Origin of the sequence: Bradyrhizobium niftali (genome assembly GCF_004571025.1) — a bacterium.
In the GTDB taxonomy this organism is placed as follows: domain Bacteria; phylum Pseudomonadota; class Alphaproteobacteria; order Rhizobiales; family Xanthobacteraceae; genus Bradyrhizobium; species Bradyrhizobium niftali.
Window position 1 is genome coordinate 148,397 of the sequence record NZ_SPQT01000010.1, and the last position, 14,934, is coordinate 163,330.

The 14,934-nt window shown below is 64.7% G+C and carries 12 protein-coding genes; 7 read left to right on the forward strand and 5 right to left on the reverse strand.

Annotated features, from left to right (window positions below; genetic code table 11):
- Positions 1 to 55: 55 nt before the first annotated feature.
- Positions 56 to 1,144 carry a TRAP transporter substrate-binding protein gene (locus E4K65_RS19290; protein ID WP_135175515.1) on the forward strand — a complete coding sequence of 363 codons (1,089 nt, stop codon included), beginning with the start codon at positions 56 to 58 and terminating at the stop codon, positions 1,142 to 1,144.
- A 173-nt stretch (positions 1,145 to 1,317) separates the two neighbouring features.
- Here the strand turns inward: E4K65_RS19290 and pimD are convergent, their stop codons facing one another.
- The 5 genes from pimD to E4K65_RS19315 all read right to left on the reverse strand — a co-directional run bounded on the left by pimD (position 1,318) and on the right by E4K65_RS19315 (position 9,163).
- Complete coding sequence (pimD, locus tag E4K65_RS19295) at positions 1,318 to 2,460, reverse strand: pimeloyl-CoA dehydrogenase small subunit (protein ID WP_135175516.1); 1,143 nt, start codon at positions 2,458 to 2,460, stop codon at positions 1,318 to 1,320.
- A gap of 163 nt (positions 2,461 to 2,623) precedes the next feature.
- Positions 2,624 to 3,814: a pimeloyl-CoA dehydrogenase large subunit gene (gene pimC, locus E4K65_RS19300; RefSeq protein WP_025575782.1), complete on the reverse strand. Its 1,191-nt coding sequence runs from the start codon at positions 3,812 to 3,814 to the stop codon at positions 2,624 to 2,626.
- A gap of 165 nt (positions 3,815 to 3,979) precedes the next feature.
- Positions 3,980 to 5,167: an acetyl-CoA C-acyltransferase gene (locus E4K65_RS19305; protein WP_025575811.1), complete on the reverse strand. Its 1,188-nt coding sequence runs from the start codon at positions 5,165 to 5,167 to the stop codon at positions 3,980 to 3,982.
- Positions 5,164 to 6,846, reverse strand: a complete 1,683-nt coding sequence (pimA, locus tag E4K65_RS19310; RefSeq protein WP_025575810.1) for a dicarboxylate--CoA ligase PimA — start codon at positions 6,844 to 6,846, stop codon at positions 5,164 to 5,166. Before pimA ends, E4K65_RS19305 begins: the two co-directional genes overlap by 4 nt.
- 220 nt (positions 6,847 to 7,066) lie before the next feature.
- Positions 7,067 to 9,163: a 3-hydroxyacyl-CoA dehydrogenase NAD-binding domain-containing protein gene (locus E4K65_RS19315; RefSeq protein WP_135175517.1), complete on the reverse strand. Its 2,097-nt coding sequence runs from the start codon at positions 9,161 to 9,163 to the stop codon at positions 7,067 to 7,069.
- A 130-nt stretch (positions 9,164 to 9,293) separates the two neighbouring features.
- Between E4K65_RS19315 and E4K65_RS19320 the strand changes: the two genes are divergently transcribed.
- The 6 genes from E4K65_RS19320 (at position 9,294) to E4K65_RS19345 (ending at position 14,903) form a co-directional block, all read left to right on the forward strand.
- A complete protein-coding gene (locus tag E4K65_RS19320; protein WP_025575806.1) occupies positions 9,294 to 10,160 on the forward strand; it encodes an IclR family transcriptional regulator in 867 nt (288 codons plus the stop codon).
- 66 nt (positions 10,161 to 10,226) lie between these two features.
- A complete protein-coding gene (locus E4K65_RS19325; protein ID WP_025575804.1) occupies positions 10,227 to 11,024 on the forward strand; it encodes an ABC transporter ATP-binding protein in 798 nt (265 codons plus the stop codon).
- Positions 11,021 to 11,734: an ABC transporter ATP-binding protein gene (locus E4K65_RS19330; RefSeq protein ID WP_135175518.1), complete on the forward strand. Its 714-nt coding sequence runs from the start codon at positions 11,021 to 11,023 to the stop codon at positions 11,732 to 11,734. Before E4K65_RS19325 ends, E4K65_RS19330 begins: the two co-directional genes overlap by 4 nt.
- Positions 11,735 to 11,746: 12 nt before the next feature.
- Positions 11,747 to 12,625, forward strand: coding sequence for a branched-chain amino acid ABC transporter permease (locus E4K65_RS19335; RefSeq protein ID WP_135175519.1), 879 nt, complete (start codon positions 11,747 to 11,749; stop codon positions 12,623 to 12,625).
- A 2-nt stretch (positions 12,626 to 12,627) separates the two neighbouring features.
- Positions 12,628 to 13,647 carry a branched-chain amino acid ABC transporter permease gene (locus E4K65_RS19340; protein WP_025575799.1) on the forward strand — a complete coding sequence of 340 codons (1,020 nt, stop codon included), beginning with the start codon at positions 12,628 to 12,630 and terminating at the stop codon, positions 13,645 to 13,647.
- 26 nt (positions 13,648 to 13,673) lie between these two features.
- Positions 13,674 to 14,903, forward strand: coding sequence for an ABC transporter substrate-binding protein (locus tag E4K65_RS19345; RefSeq protein WP_025575796.1), 1,230 nt, complete (start codon positions 13,674 to 13,676; stop codon positions 14,901 to 14,903).
- Positions 14,904 to 14,934: the final 31 nt, after the last annotated feature.

Below are 14,934 nucleotides of genomic sequence, written 5' to 3' on the forward strand. Positions count from 1 at the left end.
GCAACAAGACCGCGATCCCTCGTCGAGGACTCGACAACACCCAGAGGGGAAACGAATGGAACGTCGTAAATTCCTGACGGCAGGCGGATTGGGCCTTGCCGCGAGTGCCGTTGCTGCGCCGGCGATCGCACAATCGATGCCGGAGGTGAAGTGGCGGCTCGCCGCGAGCTGGCCCAAGGCGCTCGACACGCTCTATGGCGGCTGCGAATATTTCTGCAAGCGCGTCGCCGAAGTCACCGACAACAAATTCCAGATCCAGCCGTTCGCTGCCGGCGAGATCGTCCCGGGCCTCCAGGTGCTCGACGCCGTGTCGAACGGCACCGTCGAGATGGGCAATACGGCGCTGTATTACTATTGGGGCAAGAACCCGGCCTTCACCTTCGGCACGTCGCTGCCGTTCGGCCTGAACACGCGCGCGCATATCTCTTGGCTGCTGTTCGGCGGCGGGCAGGACCTGCTCAACAATCTCCTCAAGGAGCATAACACGATCGGCGTTCCAACCGGCTCGACCGGCGCCCAGATGGGCGGCTGGTTCCGGAAGGAGATCAAGTCGATGGAGGATTTCAAGGGCCTCAAATTCCGCGTCGGCGGCTTCGCCGGGACCATCATCGCCAAGGTCGGCGGCGTACCGCAGCAGATCGCGGGCGGCGACATCTATCCGGCGCTGGAGAAGGGAACGATCGACGCGGCCGAATGGGTCGGGCCCTATGACGACGAGAAGCTCGGCTTCGTGAAGGTCGCGAAATTCTACTACTATCCAGGCTGGTGGGAAGGCACCGGCCAGGGCCACAACATCATGAATCTCGACAAGTGGAACACGCTGCCCAAGCACTACCAGGCCGCGATCGAGATGGCCTCACGCGATACCTTCACGTGGGTCACCGGGAAATACGATTACGTCAACCCGCCGGCGCTGAAGCGCCTGCTGGTGGCGGGCGCAATCCTGAAGCCGTTCCCGCAGGAGGTGCTGGAGGCCTGCTACTCCGCCGCGAACGAGATTTACGCGGATCTCTCCAAGACCAACCCGCACTTCGCCAAGATGTACGCGAGCCTGTCCGCGTTCCGGAACGAATCGCTCGCCTGGATGCAGGTCGCCGAGCTCAGCTACGACAGCTTCATGATGCGGATGCGCACGCGGACGTGAGGCAGTGAGCCGATAGGTCGAACCACGCTGAAGGTGTCATCGCCCGGCTCGACCGGGCGATCCGGTATCTCAGAGACTGTGGTGGAACGGCAAGATCAAAACGACGAAAGCCCCGGAGATCTCTCCGGGGCTTTCGCTTTGGTCTATCAATGCGTCCACGCGCGAGGCGGCGACTAGATCAACCCGCCCGCGTCGGCGACGCGGCGCTGGTGATAGTCGGTGTCGCCGAACGTGTTCTCGATCATGGTCAGGCGCTTGAAGTAGTGGCCGATCTTCGCCTCCATGGTCATGCCGATGCCGCCGTGGAGCTGGATCGACTGCTGGCCGACGAATTTCAGTGACTTGCCGATCTGCACCTTGGCCGCGGCGACCGCGTTGGAGCGTTCCTTGGCGTTCTCGAAGTCGTTCGCCATGGTTGCGAACATCGACATCGAGCGCGCCTGCTCGGCCGCGACGAACATGTCGGAGGCACGATGCTGGAGCGACTGGAACGAGCCGATCGCGACGCCGAACTGCTTGCGCGTCTTGATGTACTCGACCGTGGTCTTGAGCGACTCGTCCATCAGGCCGACCGCTTCGGCGCAAAGCGCGACGCGGGCTTCGTCGACGACGCGTTCGATCAGCGCGAGCGAATCCTCGGGATTGCCGATCGCGGCATCCGCGCCCACCTCGACACCGGTGAAGGTGATATCGGCGGCGTGCAGGCCGTCCTGGGTCGGGTAGGATTTCCTGGTGACGCCCTTGGCATTCGCGGGCACCAGAAACACGCCGATCCCGGCCTTGTCGCGGCGGTCACCCCTGGTGCGGGCGGTCACGATGAGCGTGGCGGCGTTCTCGCCGTTGAGCACGACGAATTTTTCGCCGTCGATGATCCAGCCGTCGCCCTTCTTCTTCGCGGTCGTCGACACATCGAACAGATCGTAGCGGGAGTTCTTCTCGAGCTGGGCAAACGCAAGCGTCTTGCTGCCGTCGATGATCCCGGGCACATGCGCAGCCTTCTGCGCATCGCTGCCGGCGTGGCGCAGGAAGCCGCCGCCGATCACGACGGTTGCGAGATAGGGCTCGAGCACCAGCGCTTTGCCGAGCGCTTCCATCACGATCATGGTCTCGACACCGCCGCCGCCGAAGCCGCCATCGGCCTCCGCGAACGGCAGGCCGAGCAGGCCCTGCTCGGCGAGCTTGCCCCAGACGGCCTGGCTCCAGCCGCCCTTCTCCTTCATGTACTTCTTGCGGCTCTCGAAATCGTAGGAATCGGTCAGCAGGCCGTCGATGCTTTCCTTGAGAAGCCGCTGCTCCTCGGACAGATCAAAATCCATTTTTCTCTCCAAATCGGCGGGAATTGCCCTGCCGTCGCCTCACCCTCAGACGTCATCCCCGCGAAGGCGGGGATCCAGTAAACGCAGCCGCCTGCCGTACTCACGACCGCCGCGGCGTACTGGGTCCCCCGCCTTCGCGGGGGACGACACCGTCATTGTTGACTCACAGCCCCAGCACCGCCTTGGCGATGATGTTGCGCTGGATCTCGTTGGAGCCGCCGTAGATCGAGACCTTGCGGTTGTTGAAGTAGCTCGGCGCGATCTGGGCGGTCCACTCCATGGCTTCGTTGGAGCCGTCGTCGCCGTGCACGTCGTAAGGCGCGGCGAACGGGCCGATCACTTCCATCAAGAGCTCGGTGGTGGTCTGCTGGATCTCGGAGCCCTTGATCTTCAGCACGGACGAGGCCGGATTGGGCTTGCCCTTGCCGTGCTTGCCTTCGTCGGCGACGACGCGGAGCTGCGTCAGCTCGAGCGCCTTCAGCTCGATCTCGCACGCGGCCAGCTTCTCGCGGAAGGCGGCGTCCTGGATGATCGGCTTGCCGCCGGATTCGACCTTGGAGGCCAGATCGCGGATGCGGCGCAGCCGCTCCTTGGAGACGCCGACCCGCGCGATGCCGGTGCGCTCATTGCCGAGCAGGAATTTGGCGTAATCCCAGCCCTTGTTCTCCTCGCCGATGAGGTTCTCGTACGGCACTTCGACGTCGTCGAAGAACACCTCGTTGACCTCGACGCCGCCGTCGATGGTCTGGATCGGGCGCACGGTGACGCCCTTCGACTTCATCGAGAACACGATGAAGGAGATGCCCATCTGCTTCTTGGCGCCGGGATCGGTGCGGCAGAGGCAGAAGATCATGTCGGCGTGCTGGGCCAGCGTCGTCCAGGTCTTCTGGCCGTTGATGATCCACTTGTCGCCCTTGCGCTCGGCTTTCGTCTTCAGCGAGGCGAGATCGGAGCCGGAGCCGGGCTCGGAGAAGCCCTGGCACCACCAATCGTCAACGTTGGCAATGCGCGGCAGATACTTCTTCTTCTGCTCCTCGTTGCCGAAGGTGTAGATGACGGGGCCGACCATGCTGACGCCGAAGGCGAGCGGCTGCGGCGCCGGATAGGACTGCAGCTCCTCGTTGAAGATGTAGTGCTGCACGGATGTCCAGCCGGTGCCGCCATATTGCTTGGGCCAGTGGCTGACGCCCCAGCCCTTCTTGTTGAGGATGCGCCACCACGTCACCATCTCGTCCTTCGAGAGGTGACGGCCCTCGACCAGCTTGCGCCGCGTATCCGGCGGCACGTTGTCGCGGAAGAATGACCGTACTTCCTCGCGAAACGCCTGCTCTTCTTTCGTGAATGCGAGATCCATCGGATCCTCCTGTGAGCTTCTTTTGTCGTCCCGGCGAAGGCCGGGACCCATAACCACAACTCTTCATTGTCCTGCACAGGCCATTATCGTCTGTGCCCCATACTCCTGCCGCGGAGTATGGGTCCCGGCTCCCGTGCGCAATTGCGCACTAGGCCGGGACGACAACTACTGCAGCACCTCGAACAATCCCGCCGCGCCCATGCCGCCGCCGACGCACATGGTGACGACCGCGTACTTGGCCTTGCGGCGGCGGCCTTCGATCAGGGCGTGGCCGGTCAGGCGCGCGCCGGACATGCCGTAGGGATGGCCGACCGAGATCGCACCGCCGTCGACATTGATCTTCTCGGGATCGATGCCGAGCTTGTCGCGGCAATACAGCACCTGCACCGCGAAGGCTTCGTTCAGCTCCCAGAGGCCAATGTCGTCGACGGTGAGGCCGTGGCGCTTGAGCAGGCGCGGCACGGCGAAGACCGGGCCGATGCCCATCTCGTCCGGCTCGCAGCCGGCGGAGACGAAGCCGCGGAAGATGCCGAGCGGCTGCAGGCCGCGCTTCGCCGCTTCCTTGTCGCTCATGATGACGGAGGCGCTGGCGCCGTCCGAGAGCTGGCTGGCGTTGCCGGCGGTGATCGAAAAACCTTCGCCGCGCACGGGCTTGAGGCCGGCGAGGCCCTCGGCGGTGGTCTCGGGGCGCGGACCCTCGTCCTGCGAGAGCGTGACGTCCTTGAAGGAGACCTCGCCGGTCGCCTTGTCCGTGACCGCCATTTTGGTGGTGATCGGCGCGAGCTCGTCCTTGAACTTGCCGCCCTGCTGGGCTGCCGCGGTGCGGCGCTGGCTCTCCAGCGAATATTCGTCCTGCTTCTCGCGCGAGATGCCGTAGCGCTTGGCGACGATTTCGGCCGTGTCGATCATGGGCATGTAGACCTCGCCCTTGATCTTGAGCAGTGCCGGGTCCTGGGCGTGGAAGCCGTTCATCTTGTCGTTCTGCACCAGCGAGATCGACTCGCCGCCGCCGCCGACCGCGATCTCGACGCCGTCGAAGATCACCGAGCGCGCGGCGAGCGCGATGGCCTGGAGGCCCGAGGCGCATTGCCGGTCGATGGTGGTGCCGGCGACGGTGACGGGAAGGCCGGCCCGGAGCAGCGCCTTGCGCGCGATGTTGCCGCCGGTCGCCCCCTGCTGGAGGGCGGCGCCCATCACGACGTCCTCGACCTCCTTCGGATCGACCTTGGCGCGGGCGACGGCTTCGCCGATGGCGTGGCCGAGCAGCGTGGCGCCCTCGGTGGCGTTGAGCATGCCGCGATAGGCCTTGCCGATCGGCGTGCGGGCGGTGGAAACGATGACGGCGTCGGTCAAGAGCGACCTCCTGATACGGTTTTGGTGGATTGTGACGATTTCTGCTGCTGGCGCAATTCGTGACGCGACAGCTTTCCGACCGGTGTGCGCGGCAAATCGTCGACGAAGGCGACCTCGGCCGGCAATTCGTGCTTACCGAGCTTGCCGGCGAGCTGGGTGCGCAGCTCCTCGAGCGAGAACGGTTTGGCGTCGGGCCTCAGCTTGATGAAGGCCTTGGCGGCCTCGCCGCGATACTGGTCGGGAATGCCGAGCACGATCACCTCGTGCACGCCGGGAATGGTGTAGATCGCCTGCTCGATCATCTGCGGATAGACGTTGAAGCCGCCGGAGATGATCATGTCCTTCTTGCGGTCGACCAGGAAGAAATAGCCGTCGGTATCGACATAGCCGATGTCGCCGGTGAGGAAGCGGCCGTCGATGAAAGCCTCCGCGGATCCCGCTGGCTTGTTCCAGTACCCCTTGGTGACGTTCGGGCCCTTGATGCGGATCTCGCCGACTTCGCCAGGCGGCAGCACTTTTGTCGGATCGTCCAGCGACACCACGTCGAGCTCGATGCCGGGCAGCATCAGGCCGATCGAGCCGGGCTTGTCCGGTCCTGTCGGCGGATGGCCGGTGCCGGGCGAGCAGGTCTCGGTCATGCCCCAGCCGCTGCGCAGCTTCTTGCCGACCTTGCGCTCGAAGAAGCTGGCGATCTCCACCGGCAGCGGCGCGCCGCCGGAGCCGATCGTGGCGAGCGAGGAGAAATCGCGCTTGTCGAGATCCGGCAACGCCGCGATCGCGATCCACATCGTCGGCACGCCCGGAAAGTATGTCGCGCGCTTGACCTCGATGTCGCGCATCACGGCCTCGACGTCGAAACGCTGGTGCAGCGAGATCAGGTTGCCGCGGTGGAGCGAGGACAGCAGCACGACGGTGAGCGCATAGATGTGAAACAGCGGCAGCACGCAGATCACGCGCTCGATGACGTCGCCGCGCGTCGCGCGCGACGGCTTGCCCCAGACGTCGTAGATCGACACCGCCGAGGTGAGGTTGCCGTGCGTGAGCATCGCGCCCTTGGGCAGGCCGGTGGTGCCGCCGGTATATTGCAGCAGGGCGACGTCGTCGGCTGTCACTTTCGGCCATTCTGCCGGCGCGGCCGCGCCCTCGACGAAGGCTTTGAACGTGACGATGCGGGGATCGTCGGGGATCGCCGCCTGCGGCGTGCCGACCTTGCCCCAATTGTCGTCCTCGCAGACGACGAGGCGGTCGATCAGGCCCTTCTCCAGGAATTTCAGCGCGGTCGGCAGCAGCGCGGCGAGGTTGGAGGTGACCAGAACGCGCGAGCCGGAGTCGGACACCTTGTGCGTCAGCGCGATCTCGCCGTCGAGCGGAGAAAGGTGCGCGACGCGGCTGCCTGCCTTCAGCGCACCGAAGAAATTGACGGGGTGATCAGGCGTGTTGCCGAGGAACAGCGCGACGGAGGTGTTCTTGCCGCAGCCGGCGCGGAGGAACGCCGCCGCTGCGCGCTCGGCCATCGCGGCGAGCTCGGTGTAGGTGATCGGACGGTCGCGGAATTCCAGCGCCGTGCGCGGGCCGTAATCGGCGGCGGCTTTCGACAAGAGGTCAGGCAGCGAGCCCTGGACGATGGTGTCGTCCCAACGCACGCCCTCGGGATAAAACTGTTCGCCGGGATGGGTCATTTCAGTTCGTTACTCTGCGACGCTAGCAGCGATTCCAAGTGAGGTGAGCACACTGCCCGAGCTCCCTTCCCCCTTGCGGGGAAGGGTTGGGGAAGGGGGTAGCCACAAACTCTGACCTCGCCCGGGGCTACCCCCCTCCCTGCCCCTCCCCCGCAAGGGGGGAGGGAACGGAGAGGGAGTCGCCCGGAGCCGGATTTCGCGGCCACTGCGCCCAATTCGATCACGCCGCTTTCGACGCCGCCGCCAGCGAGGCGAAGGTCTTGCCCTCCGCCGCGAGCTTCTTCAGCAGCGGTGCGGGCTCGAGGCTGGGGTCGTTGGTCTCCTTGGCGTAGAACGACAGGCGATCGGCGATGTGCTTGAGGCCGACGGTGTCGGCCCAGAACATCGGGCCGCCGCGATAGATCGGCCAGCCGTAGCCGTAGAGCCAGACCACGTCGATGTCGGAGGGGCGCGCCGCGATGCCCTCTTCGAGGATCTTCGCACCCTCGTTGATCATCGGATACATCATGCGCTCGAGGATCTCCTCGTCGCTGACGGCGCGCTTCTTGCGGCCTAGACGCAGCAGCGTCTCGTCGATCAGCTTCTCGACTTCAGGATCGGGCAGCGCCGAGCGCGAACCGGCTTCGTACTTGTAGTAGCCCTTGCCGGTCTTCTGGCCGAAACGGCCGGCTTCGCAGAGTGCGTCCGCGATCTCCGACTTGATGCCGCGGTCCTTGCGCGAGCGCCAGCCGATGTCGAGGCCGGCGAGGTCGCCCATCGCAAACGGGCCCATCGGCATGCCGAACTTGGTGACGACGGCATCGACCTGCTGCGGCAAGGCGCCTTCGAACAGCAGCTTCTCGGACTGCTTGCCGCGCTGGGCCAGCATGCGGTTGCCGACGAAGCCGTCGCAGACGCCGACCACGGCCGGCACCTTTGCGATTTTACGCGCGATCGTGACGGCCGTGACGAGGGCATCCGGCGCGGTCTTGTCGGCGCGCACGATCTCGCACAGCTTCATGACGTTGGCCGGCGAGAAGAAGTGCATGCCGAGCACGTCCTGCGGACGCTTGGTCGACTTCGCGATCTCGTCGATGTTGAGATACGAGGTGTTCGAGGCGAGCACCGCGCCCGGCTTGACGTACTGGTCGAGCTTGCCGAACACTTCCTTCTTCACCGCCATGGTCTCGAACACGGCTTCGATCACCAGGTCAGCATCACCGACGTTCTCGATGCCGACGACGCCGTTGATCAGCGCCATGCGCTTGGCGGGCGCGTCAGCCGGGATGCCGCCGCGCGCCGCGGTCGCTTCCCAGTTCTTCTGCATGATACCGAGGCCGCGCTTGAGCTGCTCCTCGCCGGTCTCGATCAGGGTGACGGGAACGCCGGCATTGGCAAAGGACATCGCGATGCCGCCGCCCATGGTGCCGGCGCCGAGAATGGCAACACGGTTGACGGGACGCGACTTGGTGCCTTCAGGGACGCCCGCGATCTTGCTGGCCTCGCGCTCGGCGAAGAAGGCATAGCGCTGCGCCTTGGACTGGTCGCTGGCGACCAGCTTGAGGAAGCCCTCGCGCTCCTTCTTCAGGCCCTCGTCGAACGGAAGATCGATGGCGTAGCCGACCGCGTCGGCAGCCGCGAACGGCGCTTCCAGGCCGCGCGACTTCTTGGTCATGGCGGCAACCGCATTGGTGAAGATCGAGCGGTCGGCCTTGGCGGCCGCGATCTTGGAATCGTCGTCGCGCAGGCGGCGCAGCGGACGCTTCTCGGCGAGCAATTTGCGGACGAAGGCCTCGCCGCCGGAGGCCGGACCTTCGATGATCTCCTCGATCAGGCCGTTCTTCAGCGCTTCCGCCGCGCCGATCGGATCACCGCCGACGATCATCTTGACCGCGAGCTCGGGGCCGACCGCGCGCGGCAGGCGCTGGGTGCCGCCGGCGCCCGGCAGCAGGCCGAGCTTCACTTCGGGCAGGCCGAGCTTGGCCTCTTTCACCGCAACGCGGAAATGGCAGGCCAGCGCGACCTCGAGGCCGCCGCCGAGCGCGGTGCCGTGAATTGCGGCAACGACCGGCTTCGGCGAGTTCTCGATCTCGGACAGCACGTCGTTGAGGGCGGGCGGCTTCGGCGGCTTGCCGAATTCGGTGATGTCGGCACCGGCGATGAAGGTGCGGCCGGCACAGGTCAGCACGATGCCCTTGATCGCGGGATCGGCGATTGCGGCCTTGATGCACTCCAGAATGCCACCGCGGACTGCGGCACTCAGCGCATTGACCGGAGGGCTGTTGACCGTGACGATCCCGACTTCGTCATGACGCTCAAGCTTGACCACTTCGCTCACGGTTTCCCTCCTTGGTGGGGATTTACTTTTGTTCGATTTCGCGGTGCGGAATTTAATTCCGCATCTTGACGGCAGGGTTATTTTGAAGCACGCACGTTGTCAACGACTCCGCGCAAGAAGCAGATCAGGGATGAAGCGTACAGGAAAGAAGACTGCGACCGATCGGAATTTCGTCGTCGCGCTTTCCCGCGGACTTGATGTATTGCGCGCATTCCAACCCAGCGACGGCCTTCTCGGCAACCAGGAGATCGCGGCCCGCACCAACCTGCCCAAGCCGACCGTTTCGCGCCTGACCTACACGTTGACGAAGCTCGGTTATCTGACGCCGGTTCCCCGCTTCGAGAAATATCAGCTCGCGCCGGCCGCGATGGCGCTCGGTTATGCGGCGTTGTCCAATCTCGGTGTTCGACATTTGTCCGAGCCGTTTCGCGAGGAAGTGATGCGCGCGACCGGCGGCGCGGTCGCGATCGGGGGCCGCGACCGTCACAGCATGATCTATTTCGGGCAGAGCCGTGGCAGCGAGACGGTCGGCGTTCAACTCGACGTCGGCTCCCGCGTGCCGATCGCAACCAGCGCAATGGGCCGCGCCTATTTCTGGGCGCTGGCCGAAGAAGATCGCGCCGAGCTGTCGCGCGTCCTGCGCGAGCATTACGGCAGCCGCTGGCCGAAGATGCGCGATGGCCTCGAACGTTCCGGCGAGACCGTCGCGAAATACGGCTTTGCGATTTCCGTCGGCGACTGGCACGACGACATCGGCGCCGCCGGCGTCGCGCTCAAGCTCAACGATGGAACCGGACCTTACGCATTCAATTGCGGCGCGCCCGCATTCCGCTTCACGGAAGAGCGTTTGATCAACGACATTGGACCGCGTCTGCTTGCGATGGTAAGGAACATCGAAGCGGCACTCGGGGGTCTGATGCCGCATTCCAAAAAAGAAGTCAGCAAAAAGCTGAAATCAGGAGGAAAAGTTGCGCGTGTGGCCGAGGGGTTCAGATAGCCTTTGTCATGATCGGGAGCGGTTCGCATCGCCCCGTCGCCCACTGAAATTCGCGGGCGAGACGAGATGACGCAGGCACAGCTCGCGCAGGGGACATCGCCCCTGCTCGCGGTTCGCGACGTCAGCGTCGTGTTCGGCGGCATCATTGCGCTCAACGGTGTGTCCTTCGACATGCACAAGGGCCAGATCCTCGGATTGATCGGCCCCAACGGCGCCGGCAAGACGACGCTCTTCAACTGCCTGTCGCGGCTCTACCAGCCGTCGTCCGGCGACATCCTGATGGAGGGCGCGAGCATCCTGTCGCGGCCGCCGCACCGGATCGCCGAGATCGGCATCGGCCGCACCTTCCAGAACGTGGCGTTGTTTCCGAACCTGTCGGTGATGGACAACGTCCGCGTCGGCACGCATGCGCGCACCTCCAGCGACATCATCAGCGACTCGCTGCGCCTCGCCTGGATTCGCCGCAGCGAGACCGACGTCAACAAGAAGGTGCACGAGATCCTCGCCTATCTCGACCTCGAGGACGTCGCCCACACCGTGGTGTCCGGCCTGCCCTTCGGCACCCAGAAGCGCGTCGAGCTGGCGCGCGCGCTGGCGGCGGACCCGAAGATCCTGCTGCTCGACGAGCCGGCCGGCGGCCTCAACCACGAGGAAGTCCACGTGCTCGGCGACCTGATCCGCCGCATCCGCGACGACCGCCACATGACCGTGCTGCTGGTCGAGCATCACATGGGCCTCGTGATGTCGATCGCCGACCACGTCGTCGCGCTCAATTTCGGCAAGAAGCTCGCGGAAGGCACGCCCGCGCAGGTGCAGGCGGACCCCGACGTCATCAAGGCCTATCTCGGGAGCAAGGACCAATGACGACGCTGCTCAACGTCAAGGACCTGCGCGCCTATTACGGCCAGGTCCAGGCGCTCCATGGCCTCTCCTTCTCGCTCAACGAGGGCTCGCTGACGACGCTGCTCGGCGCCAATGGCGCCGGCAAGACCACCACCTTGCGCGCGATCTGCAACATGGTGCGTTCCACCGGTGCGATCGAGTTCGAAGGCAAGCCGCTCAACAACCGCTCCACCGAGAGCATCGTGCGGTTCGGCATCGCCCACGTGCCGCAGGGCCGCGGCACCTTCACGACGATGACGGTCGAGGAGAACCTCCAGCTCGGGGCCATCACCCGCAAGGACAGCGCCGGCATCGTTTCCGACATCGAGCGCATGTATGCGCATTTCCCGGTGCTGAAGCAGCGCCACACCCAGCAGGCCGGCACGCTCTCGGGCGGCGAGCAGCAGATGCTCGCGGTCGCCCGTGCGCTGATGCTGCGACCCCGGCTGATGCTGCTCGACGAGCCGTCCTTCGGCCTCGCGCCGCTGGTCGTGCGCGACCTGTTCGGCATCCTCGGCAAGATCAACCGCGAGGACAAGGTGTCGATCCTGGTGGTCGAGCAGAACGCCCAGCTCGCGCTCGAGCTCGCCGATAAGGCCTACGTGATCGAGACCGGACGCATCGTGATGTCGGGCAATGCCAAGGACATCGCGAACAACGAAGAAATCCGCAAATCCTATCTGGGTTACTGAGGAGCCGGCACGATGGAGCTGTTCACCAACCAAGTGCTGGCCGGCATCGCCACGGGCGCGATCTATGCCTGCATGGCGCTCGCGGTCGTCATGATCTACCAGGCCATCGACCATCTCAACTTCGCGCAGGGTGAGATGGCGATGTTCTCGACCTTCACCTCCTGGCAGCTGATGCAGTGGGGCATCCCCTACTGGGCCGCTTTCGTCATCACGCTGGCGCTCTCCTTCGTCGCCGGCATCGCGATCGAGCGCATTCTGTTCAAGCCTCTGGCGAAGGCGCCGGTGCTGACCAACGTCGCCGGCTTCATCGCGCTGTTCGCGATCATCAACTCCTCGGCCGGCCTGATCTGGGACTTCACCATCAAGCAATATCCGACCCCGTTCGGCTCATCGCCGTTCCTCGGCAGCCAGCTGATCTCGACCCACCAGGCCGGCATGATCGGCGTCACCGTGCTGCTGCTGCTCGGCCTCTACTTCTTCTTCCAGTACACGCGCATCGGCCTCGCCATGCGCGCGGCCGCCTCGGTGCCTGAATCGGCCCGCCTCGTCGGCATTAACACGTCCTGGATGATCGCGCTCGGCTGGGGCATGGCGACCGCGATCGGCGCGATCGCCGGCATGCTGATCGCCCCCGTCGTGTTCCTGGAGCCGAACATGATGGGCGGCGTGCTGATCTACGGCTTTGCCGCCGCAGTGCTCGGCGGTCTCACCAGCCCGTTCGGCGCCGTGGTCGGCGGCTTCCTGGTCGGCATCTTCGAGAACCTCGCCGGCACCTACATCCCCGGCGTCGGCAACGAGCTGAAACTGCCGATCGCGCTCGCGCTGATCATCTCCGTCCTGGTCGTCAAACCCGCTGGCCTGTTCGGCCGGCACATCGTCAAGCGAGTTTGATCATGAGCGCAGCAGAAGAAGTCGTCGCCGAAGGCCACCAGGCGGTCGAGGCTGTTCCGAAGCGGGCCATGACGCTGGGCACCGGCACCTCGCTGGTGGTGCTGGCGGCACTGCTGATCGCGCCCGTCTTCGTCAAGAACTTCATCATCTTCCAGATGACGATGCTCCTGATCTACGGGCTCGCGGTGCTGGCGCTGAACATCCTGACCGGCGGCTCCGGCCAGTTCTCGCTCGGCCAGAGCGCGTTCTACGCGGTCGGCGCCTATACGACCGCGGTGCTGATGGAGCACTTCAACGTCAATTACGCGCTTACGCTGCCGATCGCCGGCGTCGTCTGCTTCGGCTTCGGCTTCCTGTTCGGCCAGCCGGCGCTGCGGCTCTCCGGCGTCTACCTCGCGCTCGCGACCTTCGCGCTCGCCACGGCCATGCCGCAGCTCCTCAAGCTGAACTTCCTCGAGCACTGGACCGGCGGCGTGCAGGGCCTCGTCGTCACCAAGCCCGATGCGCCGTTCGGCCTGCCGATGTCGCAGGACATGTGGCTGTACTACTTCACGCTCGTGGTCGTGATTGCGATCTACATCTTCTCGGTGAACCTGCTGCGCTCCCGCTCGGGCCGCGCCTTCATGGCGATCCGCGACAACGAGATCGCGGCCTCCGCCATGGGCGTCGACGTCGCGCTGTACAAGACGCTGGCCTTCGGCGTGTCCGCCGCCATCACCGGCGTCGCCGGCTCGCTCGGCGCCATCGCGGTGCAGTTCGTGGCCCCGGACAGCTACACCATCACGCTGGCGATCTCGCTGTTCCTCGGCATGGTCGTCGGTGGCGTGGGCTGGCTGCCCGGCTCGATCGTCGGTGCCGCCTTCATCATCTTCGTGCCGAACATCGCGGAGGGCATCTCCAAGGGCCTCTCCGGCGCCGTGTTCGGCGTGCTCCTGTTCGCCGTCATCTACCTCGTGCCGCACGGCGCAAGGCAAGTCGCAATCATGGGCCAGCAACTCGCCGGAAGGCTCAGGAAGAACTGAAAACCTCATTAAGGAAGGAGACTAAATTGTTTCTTGGAAGAATACTGCGAACCACCGCACTCGTAACGGCGGTCGCGACCCTCGGCTCCGGCGCAGCACTCGCTCAGAAGAAATACGACACCGGCGCGTCCGATACCGAGATCAAGATCGGCAACATCATGCCGTACAGCGGTCCGGCGTCGGCCTATGGCATCATCGGCAAGACCGAAGAAGCCTATTTCAAGATGATCAACGACAAGGGCGGCATCAACGGCCGCAAGATCAACTTCGTCACCTATGACGACGGCTATTCGCCGCCGAAGGCCGTGGAGCAGGTCCGCAAGCTGGTCGAGAGCGACGAAGTGCTGGCCGTCTTCAACCCGCTCGGCACGCCTTCGAACAGCGCGATCCAGAAATACCTGAACGCCAAGAAGATCCCGCAGCTCTTCGTCGCCACCGGCGCCACCAAGTGGAACGACCCGAAGAACTTCCCCTGGACCATAGGCTGGCAGCCCTCCTACCAGAGCGAAGCGCAGATCTACGCGAAATGGCTGATGAAGGAAAAGCCGGACGCCAAGGTCGCGATCCTCTACCAGAACGACGATTTCGGCAAAGACTACCTCAAGGGGACCAAGGATGGGCTCGGCGCCAAGGCGGCGTCGACCATCATCATGGAGGAGAGCTACGAGGTGTCCGAGCCGTCGATCGACGGCCACATCGTCAAGATCAAGGCCGCCAATCCCGACGTGCTGCTGATCTATGCGACCCCGAAGTTCGCGGCCCAGACCATCAAGAAGACCGCCGAGCTCAGCTGGAAGCCGCTCCAGATCCTCACCAACGTGTCGATCTCGGTCGGCAGCGTGATGAAGCCGGCCGGCTTCGAGAATGCGCAGGGCGTGCTGTCGGCAGCCTATGCCAAGGACTCGACGGATCCGCAGTGGAACAACGACCCCGGCATGAAGAAGTGGAACGAGTTCGTCGACAAGTACATGCCGGGTGCCGACAAGTCCGACACCAGCATGGTCTACGGCTATGGCGCCGCGTCGACGCTCGCCAAGGCGCTGGAAATGTGCGGTGACGATCTCACCCGCGCCAACCTCATGAAGCAAGCCGCTTCGTTGAAGGATTTTGCACCGGACACCCTGCTCCCCGGTGTCAAGATCAACACCGGCGCCACCGATTTCGCCCCGATCGCGCAGCTCCAGATGCAGCGCTTCAAGGGCGAGAGGTGGGAACTGTTCGGCGAGATCATCAGCGGCGACGTCGCCTCCGAGTGACACGCTGACGCAATAGTCCAACCGCAAGGAA